Origin of the sequence: Geomicrobium sediminis, from assembly GCF_016908595.1 — a bacterium.
GTDB lineage: Bacteria > Bacillota > Bacilli > Bacillales > Marinococcaceae > Geomicrobium_A > Geomicrobium_A sediminis.
Genome location: NZ_JAFBEC010000004.1, coordinates 164,349 through 176,585 on the forward strand (window position 1 = coordinate 164,349; position 12,237 = coordinate 176,585).

Consider the following 12,237-nt stretch of genomic DNA (forward strand, 5'->3'; position numbering starts at 1 on the left):
CTATCACATGTAGTCTGTCACTTAGATGAGACGACACACCTTATTCTTGGCAGGTACGCTCCACCGGCGATTTGCGAGGACTAAGGATATAGAAGAAAAGGAGGTGGAAAGGATGGCACTAAGTCTAGAGCGTAAACAACAAATCGTTGAGGAGTTCAAAACTCACGATACGGACACTGGTTCACCAGAAGTTCAAATCGCTATCCTAACTGAGCAAATTAACGAGTTAAACGATCACTTACGTACACACAAGAAAGATCACCACTCACGTCGTGGTCTCTTGAAGATGGTTGGTAAGCGTCGTAACTTACTCACGTATTTGCGTAACAAAGATGTCACGCGTTACCGTGAGATCATTCAAAAGCTAGGATTACGTCGTTAACGAGAAAAGCGGGGATATTTCCCGCTTTTTTTAAAATCTATAAGATATGTAACTAAATTCGTTTTAAAGGAGGGAACCGTTTTTTATGACAGGTGAACCCCAAACATTTTCACTCACCGTCGGTGGGCGTGAAATGTCATTTGAGATTGGTAAATTTGCAAAGCAAGCTAGTGGAGCAGTGCTCGTTCGCTACGGTGATAGCGCCGTTTTAACAGCAGCAACAGGCTCAAAAGAACCAAAAGACCTTCCATTTTTCCCACTAACGGTTAATTATGAAGAGCGTCTGTACGCAGCAGGTAAGATTCCAGGAGGTTTCATTAAGCGTGAAGGCCGCCCATCTGAACATGCGGTGCTTACAAGTCGTTTGATTGACCGTCCGATTCGTCCCTTATTCCCAGATGGATTCCGTAATGATGTACAAGTTATTAACACCGTAATGAGTGCTGACCCAGATGCGTCATCTGAGATGGCTGCTATGATTGGTTCTTCACTTGCACTAGGAATTTCAGACATTCCGTTTGCAGGTCCAATTGCAGGTGTTCAAATTGGATTAATTGATGGTGAATTTGTCGTTAATCCAACACATGAACAGTCTAAAGAAAGCATTATGGATTTAACGGTTGCAGGAACGAAGGAAGGCATCAACATGGTTGAAGCCGGAGCTGACGAAGTGTCAGAAGAGAAAATGCTCGAAGCCATTCTTTTTGCACACGAAGAGATCAAAGCGATTATCGCTGTCCAAGAAGACATCATTGCCCAAGTCGGCAAAGAGAAAATGGACGTCGTTTTAGCAACGGTTAACCAAGATATTGAGGCACAAGTTCGTGCACTATCTGAAGGTAAACTTAAAGATGCTGTACTTGTTAAAGAGAAGCATGAACGAGAAGCAGCTCTTAAAGTCGTTGAAGCAGACATTCTTGAGCAATTTGAAGATGAAGAGATGCACGGAGATGTAAAAGAAATTTTACATAAGCTAACGAAAGAAGAATTCAGAAGGCTGATCACGAAAGAAAAGATTCGACCAGACGGTCGTGGCCCAGAAGAAATTCGTCCGCTAGCTTCAGAAGTTCAACTTCTTCCGAGAACGCACGGTTCAGGTCTTTTCACGCGTGGACAAACACAAGCGATGAGCGTTTGTACGCTCGGTGCATTAGGTGAAGTTCAAATTATTGATGGATTGGGACAAGAAGAATCGAAACGTTTCATGCATCATTACAACTTCCCGCAATTTAGTGTCGGAGAAACTGGACCGATTCGTGCGCCAGGTCGTCGTGAAATTGGACACGGAGCACTTGGAGAACGTGCATTAGAACGAGTGATTCCAGATGAGCAGTCGTTCCCATACACGATTCGCCTCGTATCTGAAGTGCTAGAGTCAAACGGTTCAACGTCTCAAGCAAGTATTTGTGCAAGTACCCTTGCGATGATGGATGCTGGTGTACCGATTAAAGCTCCAGTTGCAGGGATTGCAATGGGTCTTGTCAAAGAAGATGACTATGTAACCGTGCTCACTGACATTCAAGGAATGGAAGATGCACTTGGGGACATGGACTTTAAAGTTGCCGGTACGGGTGAAGGAATTACCGCTCTTCAGATGGACATGAAGATTTCAGGTATAAACCGAGATATTCTTGTTGAAGCATTAGAGCAAGCAAGAAAAGCAAGGTTACACATCTTAAACAGCATGCTTGATGTAATCAAAACGTCTCGTCCTGAACTATCTGCCTATGCGCCGAAGATTATGACGATGTCAATTAAACCTGACAAGATTCGTGATGTGATTGGACCGAGTGGTAAAGTGATCAATCAAATCATCGAAGATACAGGTGTTAAGATTGACATTGAACAAGACGGTACAGTGTACATTTCTTCTACAAATGCTACTGAAAACGAAGCTGCGAAACGTCTTATTGAAGACATCGTTCGTGAAGTTGAAGTTGGAGAGATTTACAACGGTAAAGTTAAACGCATCGAGAAATTTGGCGCGTTTGTTGAGCTATTTAAAGGCAAAGATGGTCTCGTTCATATTTCACAGCTTGCAAAAGAGCGTGTGAATAAAGTCGAAGACATCGTCAAAATTGGGGATCGACTTGAAGTGAAAGTTACGGAGATTGATAACCAAGGCCGTGTAAACCTTTCTCATAAAGTTCTTCTGAAAGATGAAGAAAAAGAAGAAACAAAAGAGAAGCCGGTTGAAAACAAAAGCGAATAACTGAAAAACTTGGTCCACTACCAAGTTTTTTTATTTTCCTTGCGCGAATGAGCGCATACATAAGAACGATTAATTCCAGTCATTCTCGAAGCCCTTGTGCATAAAATAAGGACAAGGGAGGAATGCACGGATGAAACGTATACGATTTATTCAATTTATCGTCGGAATAACGGTCATATTTATAGGCTTTACCGCATTTCAAATTCCTCATTTTACTGATGAAACGGTAGATACGTGGAATGAAGAAGTGGAAACGATGACAACGACAGAAACGAATGAAGAGATCATAGAAAAGATAAAAAGGGCGAAAGCCGAATTCGATGAATTGCCAATTGATGCGGTGATTGATCCGGTCTGGAAAGGCATACCAGGTTATAACGGTCGAGTGGTGGACGTTGAAGCATCGCTCAAAAACATGGAAGATGAAGAGCGGTACGTTGAAGAGTTACTCGTATTTGACGAAGTCGCCCCGGAAATTGGTATGGCTGATCTTGATGTGACACCATTTTATAAAGCGAACCCGAACAAGCCTCAAGTTGCCTTTTTAATTAATGTGGCGTGGGGAAATGAGCATCTTCCAGAAATCATAAACAAGTTAAACGAACACGATGTAAAAGCAACGTTTTTCCTTGATGGATCTTGGACAAAAAGTCAACCGCGTTTGGCTCGTATGATTCAAGAAGAAGGTCACGAAATCGGCAATCACGCGTACAACCATCCAGACATGGCAACGTTATCTGAAGAAGAAATCAAAGATCAGTTAGAGCGAACGAACAACATCATTGAAGCGACATTGGACGTTACACCAACGTGGTTTACCCCTCCGTCTGGAAGTTTTAATGATAAAGTTGTCGAAATTGCTAGTGATATGGGAATGTATACCGTATTATGGACAGTAGACACCATTGATTGGCAAAATCCATCAACCGATACGATGGTGGAGCGAGTCGTCACAAACATCCATCCGGGTGCAACGGTGCTCATGCATCCGACAAAACCGACTGCTGAGGGAATTGACGAGATGATCGTTCAAATTCGCGAACAAGGATTAGAGATTGCACCGGTTTCCTCCGTCATGAGCGAGCAAAGAGCAACAGGACCACAGATTGAAAGTGTTGAGGAGGGAGAGCATTGGTTCAATGCAAAACATTACCGAACGGCGTTCGAATCGTAACAGAGGAAATGGCACACGTCCATTCGACTTCAATCGGTATATGGATAAATGCCGGTTCTAGAAATGAGACAGCAAAAGAAAACGGAATCGCCCATTTCATTGAGCATATGCTCTTTAAAGGGACAGACACGATGAATGCACAAGACATCGCCGTTCGCTTTGATCGGTTCGGCGGGCATGTGAATGCGTTTACATCGAAAGAGTATACGTGCTTTTATACGAAAGTATTAGAGCGTCATGCTGAGGAAGCGGTGCGCCTTTTAACAGACATGTTTTTTCGCTCGGCATTTTTAGAAGAAGAGATTGAGCGAGAACGCCAAGTCATTATTGAAGAAATTCGCATGGTTGAAGACACCGCTGATGACGTTGTCCATGACCTTCTAGACGTTGCAGCATTTGGTGATCATTCAATCGGACGACCGATTCTCGGTACTGAAGCTTCCATCAACTCATTTACGAGGGAAGATTTACTCAATTTTATGGAGCGGGAATATCGACCAGAGAACATCGTCATTTCAATCGCCGGTCGAATCAATGAGCAGCTATTAGCGGTCATTGAAGAAGCCTTTTTTCACCATAAGAGAGGTGAGCGTAAGACGTGCGATTCTGCGCCGACTTTGATTCAACCTAAACACCTTATTCGCAAAAAAGCTGTTGAGCAAGCGCATTTATGCTTAGGGTTCCAAGGGGTTCCTTTAGTAGAAGACAACATTTATGCAAGTGTACTCTACAACCATTTGCTCGGCGGTGGCATGAGTAGTCGATTGTTTCAAGAAATCCGTGAACAAAAAGCGCTCGCCTATTCCGTTTATTCGTATCATACGTCGTACCAAGACACGGGTCTTCTAACTGTGTATGCGGGAACAGCAACTCATCGTTTAGATGAATCTTATCATGCTATTATTGATACCGTTAAAAAATTCGCTGTGACCGATGAGATTACTGCAACCGATGTAGAAGATGCAAAAGCACACGTATTAGGAAGTACAGTTTTAAGTCTTGAAAGCCCGAGTAGTCGTATGAATCGAAATGGTCGCAATGAACTTGCGATTGGTAGTCACCAAACGCTTGATGAATTGTCTGACCGGATTGAAAGTGTAACACACAATCAGGTGAAATTATTTGCGGAGTCGGTGTACAACAGTCCGATTGCCCTTTCTCTTATTAGTCAAGAAGGAAAAGCACCGAGTTAACGTTCTGAACGCCTCCTCTTTTTCATAACCTATATGGAAGAGGAGGCGTTCTTGTGAGACTTAGTGAAATGAGTGCAAAGGAAATCGTCGACTATGAACAAGGTGAACGTCTCGGTGTCCCGGGACGCCTAGATGCGAGGATTGATGAGACGACAGGTGAAATTCACGCGTTTTTGTTTCCGACAAATCGCTGGACACCATTTCGACGATCTGAAGACATGCTAGAAATCCACTGGCGGCACATCCATACAATCGGAGAAGACATGATTATCGTCGATCGATCTAAATAAAACATAAGCTGCTTGGGTGAAAACGCCCAAGCAGCTTTTTTGTGGGGACAGTCCCCCGGCATAGTAACGTATTACCGTAATGGGGGACAGTCCCCCACAAGAGTGCAGCATTAACGCATTAGGGGACAGTCCCCAGTCATTTCGTAACTATGGTCACCGATTTGTCTGGACGCTCATAATCTAAACATGTGTGGAATTAGTAAAGGGGGGAAGGTGTTCATGCTGCATGTTGCCATACTCGGTGGAGATCGTCGCTTTCTTGCCTTAATTGGGACGCTTTCTGCCTATGTTGATACGTTGTATACAGTTGGGTTTGATGAATCAGCTGACAATGTAAACGTCGTACGAAGCAGCTTGGAAAACATCCCTTTTGAACAATTGTCTGCGGTCATTGTTCCGGTTCAAGGAATAGGAGACGACGGTTCAATTGATGTTTTAAATGGCCGAAGCGAACAATTATCAACTACTCATGTTGAACGTACAAATAAAGATTGCATCTGGATTACTGGAGTTCGAACGGATTTTTTACAAAAGATTAAAGATCGGAAAGTGATGAGCTTTCTCGATCGTGAAGACGTCGCGATTTTAAACTCCATTCCTACCGCTGAAGGTTGTCTTCAATTAGCGATTGAAAAGACAGATCACACCATTCACGGATCACAAGTCTGTGTATTTGGATACGGAAGATGTGGGCAAACGATTGCAGACGTTTTTAAAGGTGTTGGCGCGAACGTGACCGTTACGACAATGGTTGAGAAAGAAGAGGCTCGAGCGGTTCAAAGGGGTTTTCAAACGTTATTGTTTGCTGAATTTGAACAATCACTAGCTTCATTTGACATTGTAATTAATACGATTCCGGCGCATGTGTTTACACCTAACGTATTGCAACAACTAAAGCCGTCAGCGTTTTTACTAGATATTAGTAGCAAGCCAGGAGCGTTTTTAAAAGAAGATGTAACCTCCTTGTCCAATATCGTCATGAACGTACCGGGTTTACCAGGGAGAGTTGCCCCACGAACAGCAGGAGAAATTCTCGGTGAAGCGACGAGGAAGATCTTAGAAAAGGAGTTTCGGCATGGATCTTAATGGGAAAAGAATAGGGTTCGGTTTAACAGGTTCTCACTGTACGTTAGAAGAGGTTATTCCGCTAATTAATACACTGAGATCTAAAGGTGCAGAAGTTGTACCATTTGTAAGCTGGACGGTGCAATCGACAGATACGAAGTTCGGTAAGTCCGCGCATTGGATTTCAGAGATTGAGAAGGCAGCAGACCATGAAGTGATTAATTCAATTGTGAAAGCAGAGCCATACGGCCCAAGAACACCACTTGATTGTATGCTCATTTCACCGATGACGGGTAACAGCTTAAGCAAGTTTGCAAATGCGTTAACAGATTCCCCGGTTTTGATGGCTGCAAAAGCAACGCTACGAAACGGTTCGCCCGTTGTTGCGGCGATTTCCACGAACGATGCACTCGGTCTTAATGCAAAGAATTTAGCGACACTTCTAACGATGAAACACGTCTTTCTCGTGCCATTTGGTCAAGACGACCCGGTCAAGAAGCCTACTTCACTTGTTGCGAGAATGGAAGCAATCCCGTCAACAATTGAAGAAGCATTAGAAGGTCGTCAATACCAACCGCTCTTAATCGATAAATATAACGATTGACGTGTAATGGCTGTTGATTAATTTACTAGACTCTTATATCGTAAATAGTAGCATGTGACATTACGAATCAATGCACATTGTTGAATGACTTGAGGAGGAACTAAACAAATGACAGAACACACAGGTTATAATGTAGCAGTTGTCGGTGCCACAGGTGCAGTCGGACAACAAATGCTAAAAACACTCGAAGAAAAAGACTTCCCGGTTCGCTCTCTTAAATTATTATCATCACCTCGCTCCGCTGGAAAAGAGATTGTATTTAAAGGCAAGACGTATACGGTTGAAGAAGCTGCTCCCGAGCAGTTTGAAGGTATGCAAATTGCCCTGTTTTCAGCAGGCGGTTCAATTTCAAAGAAACTGGCTCCAGAAGCTGTCAAGCGTGGCGCCATTGTTATCGATAATACAAGTGCGTTTCGTATGGACGAAAATGTACCACTCGTTGTACCAGAAGTAAATGAAGAAGACTTAAAGGGTCACAACGGAATTATTGCGAACCCGAACTGTTCCACGATTCAAATGGTCGTAGCGCTTGAGCCAATCAAGAAAGCGCTCGGGTTAAAGAAAGTGATCGTGTCAACGTACCAAGCCGTTTCAGGTGCGGGTCTTGATGCGATTGAAGAAATGAGAGAACAATCAAAGGATGTTCTTGAAGGAAAAGAAATTGATCCTAAAGTGTTGCCAGTGTCTGGTGATAAGAAACACTATCAAATCGCCTTTAACGCGGTCCCACAAATTGATCTTTTTGAAGAGAATGGATATACGTTTGAAGAAATGAAAATGATCAATGAAACGAAGAAAATTATGCATGACGATGCACTAGAAGTAGCTGCTACTTGTGTAAGACTTCCAGTTGAGACAGGTCACTCGGAGTCCGTTTACATCGAGACAGATGGAGAAGGAAAAAGCGTAAAAGAAATCCAAGCGATCCTTTCAGAAGGTGCTGGTATTACGCTTCAAGACGATCCATCCACGCAAACGTATCCGTTAGCGACAACATCTGTAGGATTGCCAGACGTATTTGTCGGACGTATTCGTAAAGACCTCGACAAAAACAATGCGTACCACATGTGGATCGTTTCTGACAATTTGTTAAAAGGAGCTGCGTATAACTCAGTGCAAATTGCAGAAAGCCTGATCAAGTTAGGTATTGTTAAAGAAGGACAATCATCATGACAATCGTCGTTCAAAAGTTTGGCGGAACGAGCGTACAATCGGCTGAGTTGCGAGAAATTGCAGCTCAGCACGTGCGTTCTGCTGTTGAAAGTGGACACAAAGTTGTCGCTGTTGTCTCCGCAATGGGGCGCAGTAACGACCCGTACAGCACAGACACATTGCTCGGATTAATCGATGGAAATGATGCGCACGTTCCTAAGCGTGAGCAAGATTTGTTGCAATCGTGTGGGGAGATTATCTCAAGCGTCGTGTTTACGAACCTCCTCATCGGTCAAGGTTTGAAAGCGAGTGCGCTTACAGGCAAGCAGGCCGGGTTTGTAACGAACGACACGTTTGGAAATGCGCGTATTACAGAAATGAAAACCGATGCGATTCTCGAACGGTTCAAAGAAAGTGACGTTTTAGTTGTCGCTGGTTTTCAAGGTGAGTCAACGAAGGGCGAGTTAACGACGCTTGGACGTGGCGGAAGTGATACGTCAGCGACGGCGCTCGGTGCGGCTTTAAATGCGAAGTATGTCGATATTTTCACCGATGTGGATGGCATTATGACAGCTGATCCTCGCATCGTAAATGATGCGAAGCCATTAAGGACGCTCACGTACTCAGAAGTGAGCAATATGGCATATCAAGGGGCTAAAGTGATTCATCCAAGAGCGGTCGAGATTGCGATGTACGCAAAGATCCCACTCCGTATTCGCTCTTTGCAGTCTGATTCAACCGGTACATTAATTACGATGTCTAGAGATCAACTTCCTGGTAGCGATGTTGAGGAGCGGCTCGTCACAGGCATTACGTATGTCAAAGATTTATCGCAAGTAACCGTTCAAAAAGCTGAAGATGACCACGGAGCAGCATCTTTAATCTTTACGAAGCTTGCTGCTGAGGGGATTAGCGTAGACTTTATTAACATTAGTCGTTATGAGGTCGTCTTTACCGTACCTATGCATAAAGAACAGCATGTGCAAGAAGCGGTAAAAATGCTCGGTTACAAAGCAAATCTTTTGCCACGATGTGCGAAAGTAAGTGCCGTTGGTGCTGGGATGACTGGCGTTCCTGGGGTCGTCTCAAAGATTACGACAGCGCTACATCAAGAAGAGATTGAAATTCTTCAAGCGACCGATTCACATACGACGATTTGGGTGCTCGTACGTGAAGATGAAATGGACGTCGCAGTAAACGCACTGCATCATATGTTCAGACTTGCAGAAGAACAGAACTCGTAATAAACATCAACAAAGTCCTAATGATTAAAGGTCATTAGGGCTTTTCTATGCCTATATTTGCCTTGTTCTGACTTGTTTTATCCCGACGTATTGAGTTATACTACTAGCAGTTCATTCGTTCGGTTAAGGTGCATAAGCATGTAGCATGTTTTTGCGATTATAGACGGACAGGTCGCTTAGACGGAAAAGCGACAACAACTAGAATAGATGAAGTAGGAGGAACACATGTCTAAGCAAGAAGAGACACAAAGTCGAGTACGTGTGTTTGCCCTGGGCGGACTCGGGGAAACGGGCAAGAACATGTACGTTGTAGAAGTTGATGAAGAAATGATTGTACTAGATGCAGGTCAAATGATTCCACAAGATGATATGCTCGGAATTGATGTCGTAATTCCTGATATTTCTTATTTGGTACAACATAAAGACCGAGTAAAAGCCATCGTGTTATCACACGGACACGAAGATCACACAGGTGCGCTTGCCTACATTATTGATAAACTGCAAGTCCCTGTATACGGTTCAAAGTTAACGATCGGACTTATTGAAGATGATCTTAAAGCGAAAAACCCATCCGATCAAACGAAGTTAAAGGTCGTTTCACCTGGTGGCAACATGAAAGCAGGGAAAATTCGCGTTGAGTTTTTCCGAGTAAACCACAGCATTCCTGATTGTTTAGGAATTGCCATTCAGACACCGCAAGGGTATGTCGTGTACACGGGTGACTTTAAGATCGACCAAACACCACCAGACCGCAAATTCTCAGATATTGGTCGCATGACCGATTACGGTAAAAAAGGTGTACTCGTATTGCTTTCAGATAGTACAAATGCTGAAGTGCCGGGTACAACGCCGTCTGAGAAAGATACAGAAGCGGGAATTAAGAGTATGTTCCGTGAAGCAGAAGGGCGCGTCATTGTTAGTACGTATTCATCCAATGTGTATCGTATTCAACAAGTCATTGATGCGGCAAATGAAACGAAGCGTAAGCTTGCCATCGTTGGAGATTCAATGATGAAGGTCATTGATATTTCAAAACGCTTAAATTATTTACGTGTGCCTAAAAACCTCGTCATTTCTGTAGATGAACTCAGTCAATATAACACCGATGAAGTCGCTGTACTCTGTACCGGAAGTTTAGGCGAGCCAGTATCTGCACTTCATCGAATGGCAAAGGGTAGCGATCGTCAACTTTCGATTTTACCGAAAGATACGGTGATTATTTCTGCGAGCCCATCACCGAGCAATGAGAAGTCGGTTGGACGTGTCGTTGATCAGTTGTACAAACTAGGTGCAGAAGTTGTTACAAAATACCCGCAAGTAAACGTATCTGGTCATGCGAGCCAAGAAGAACTCATGTTCATGCTTAACCTCATGAAACCGAGACACTTCATGCCGATTCAAGGTGAGTTCCGCATGCAATTTGCCCACGCGCAACTTGCACAGACGACAGGTGTTCATCGCGATCGTATTCATATTGTGGATAACGGTGACGTGCTTATGTTCGAAGACAAAAAAGCAATTAAAGCGTCAAAAGTACCTGCCGGGAACGTCTTGATTGACGGACTAGGGATCGGTGATGTTGGAAACATCGTTTTGCGTGATCGCCGTTTGCTTTCTAAAGACGGAATTCTCGTCGTCGTTGTGACACTTAACAAAAAGACGAGCGAATTTGTTTCAGGACCAGACATTATTTCTCGTGGGTTCGTCTACGTGAGAGAATCTGAGGAACTGCTTGAAGAAGCAAAACAAAAAGTCTCCGACACGTTAAAAACGTGTATGAGTGACAACGTAAACGAATGGTCTTCACTAAAAAGCAACGTGCGTGACGTATTAAGTCGTTTCCTTTATGACAAAACGAAACGCCGTCCGATGATTTTACCTATTATTATGGAAGTGTAATAACGAACACCTGCTGATCTGTCAGCGGGTGTTTTTTGGTGTATAAACCGTTCGATGAGATCAATACTAAGTGGGAAAAGGAGGTTTTTTTATGCCTGAAGAACAACCTGCGCCCGATAAAGGGAAAAAGTCGGATAACGTTGTCGACAAAATTCAAGCGTTTGGCCAAACGAGCGTGCCGACCGCAGAGCAATCCGATATTCATTGCATCACGATCATCGGACAAATTGAAGGTCATATGCAACTCCCCCCACAAAATAAAACGACAAAGTACGAGCACATCTTGCCTCAACTCGTCGCTACGGAACAAAATCCTAAAATTAAAGGATTATTGCTCGTCTTAAATACCGTTGGTGGTGACGTGGAAGCAGGACTTGCGATTGCAGAAATGGTCGCAAGCATGAGCAAGCCGACCGTAACGATTGTTCTCGGTGGCGGCCATTCAATTGGTGTACCCGTCGCGGTTGCAGCAGACTACGCATTTATTGCAGAAACTGCAACGATGACGATTCACCCTGTACGTTTGAATGGCCTAGTCATTGGTGTGCCACAAACGTTTGAATACCTTGAGAAAATGCAAGAGCGCGTGATTCAATTTGTGACTGGTCACTCAAACATTAAAAATGATCTGTTCAAAGAATTAATGTTCGACAAAGGAAATTTAACGAGGGATATTGGTACGAATGTTGTCGGACAAGATGCGGTTAAATATGGATTGATTGATGAGGTAGGCGGGCTAGGTCCTGCAATTCAGAAATTACGACAATTGATCGATGAAGGTGAGGCACCTTTGCAATGATTTTATATACCCCACTTGCTTATGAAGAAATTTTTCCGAATGAAGAAGGAACTGAATCATGTTACGTAGAAACTGAAACAGGTGTCGTTATGCTTGAGAAAAACCTTGAAGGTGAATGGGTGGTCGGAAAATTGATCAGTCCGAACCCAAGTGATTATTTAGACCCAAAATACGAACCGGGTACACTTTGGAACAGCTAAGATGAACAACGATATGTTGCTCA

12 protein-coding genes are annotated in these 12,237 nt (G+C 43.6%); all 12 read left to right on the forward strand.

Annotation, left to right across the window (positions count from 1 at the left end):
* The first annotated feature begins 112 nt into the window (after nt 1–112).
* The 12 genes from rpsO to JOD17_RS08450 all read left to right on the forward strand — a co-directional run bounded on the left by rpsO (nt 113) and on the right by JOD17_RS08450 (nt 12,214).
* Nucleotides 113–382, forward strand: coding sequence for a 30S ribosomal protein S15 (rpsO, locus tag JOD17_RS08395; protein WP_042361128.1), 270 nt, complete (start codon nt 113–115; stop codon nt 380–382).
* Nucleotides 383–515: 133 nt separating this feature from the next.
* Nucleotides 516–2,594: a polyribonucleotide nucleotidyltransferase gene (locus JOD17_RS08400; RefSeq protein WP_420827933.1), complete on the forward strand. Its 2,079-nt coding sequence runs from the start codon at nt 516–518 to the stop codon at nt 2,592–2,594.
* Nucleotides 2,595–2,724: 130 nt separating this feature from the next.
* Nucleotides 2,725–3,768, forward strand: coding sequence for a polysaccharide deacetylase family protein (locus tag JOD17_RS08405; RefSeq protein WP_204696977.1), 1,044 nt, complete (start codon nt 2,725–2,727; stop codon nt 3,766–3,768).
* Entirely contained in the window at nt 3,726–4,961 is a 1,236-nt protein-coding gene (locus JOD17_RS08410) for a M16 family metallopeptidase (RefSeq protein ID WP_204696978.1), read from the forward strand. Before JOD17_RS08405 ends, JOD17_RS08410 begins: the two co-directional genes overlap by 43 nt.
* Nucleotides 4,962–5,014: 53 nt before the next feature.
* Nucleotides 5,015–5,251 carry a YlmC/YmxH family sporulation protein gene (locus JOD17_RS08415; RefSeq protein WP_042361129.1) on the forward strand — a complete coding sequence of 79 codons (237 nt, stop codon included), beginning with the start codon at nt 5,015–5,017 and terminating at the stop codon, nt 5,249–5,251.
* A gap of 219 nt (nt 5,252–5,470) precedes the next feature.
* Complete coding sequence (locus tag JOD17_RS08420) at nt 5,471–6,337, forward strand: dipicolinate synthase subunit DpsA (RefSeq protein ID WP_239575384.1); 867 nt, start codon at nt 5,471–5,473, stop codon at nt 6,335–6,337.
* The gene (locus JOD17_RS08425; RefSeq protein WP_204696980.1) at nt 6,327–6,920 is read left to right on the forward strand and encodes a dipicolinate synthase subunit B; all 594 of its coding nucleotides are present in this window, start codon (nt 6,327–6,329) and stop codon (nt 6,918–6,920) included. The genes JOD17_RS08420 and JOD17_RS08425 overlap by 11 nt, the downstream gene beginning before the upstream one ends.
* A gap of 108 nt (nt 6,921–7,028) precedes the next feature.
* Nucleotides 7,029–8,093, forward strand: coding sequence for an aspartate-semialdehyde dehydrogenase (gene asd, locus JOD17_RS08430; RefSeq protein WP_042361132.1), 1,065 nt, complete (start codon nt 7,029–7,031; stop codon nt 8,091–8,093).
* A complete protein-coding gene (dapG, locus tag JOD17_RS08435) occupies nt 8,090–9,316 on the forward strand; it encodes an aspartate kinase (RefSeq protein ID WP_204696982.1) in 1,227 nt (408 codons plus the stop codon). The genes asd and dapG overlap by 4 nt, the downstream gene beginning before the upstream one ends.
* A gap of 225 nt (nt 9,317–9,541) precedes the next feature.
* Nucleotides 9,542–11,215, forward strand: coding sequence for a ribonuclease J (locus JOD17_RS08440; protein WP_204696984.1), 1,674 nt, complete (start codon nt 9,542–9,544; stop codon nt 11,213–11,215).
* Between the two features lie 91 nt (nt 11,216–11,306).
* Nucleotides 11,307–12,014, forward strand: a complete 708-nt coding sequence (locus JOD17_RS08445) for a ClpP family protease (RefSeq protein ID WP_204696986.1) — start codon at nt 11,307–11,309, stop codon at nt 12,012–12,014.
* A complete protein-coding gene (locus tag JOD17_RS08450; protein ID WP_204696988.1) occupies nt 12,011–12,214 on the forward strand; it encodes a YlzJ-like family protein in 204 nt (67 codons plus the stop codon). The genes JOD17_RS08445 and JOD17_RS08450 overlap by 4 nt, the downstream gene beginning before the upstream one ends.
* Nucleotides 12,215–12,237 lie beyond the last annotated feature (23 nt).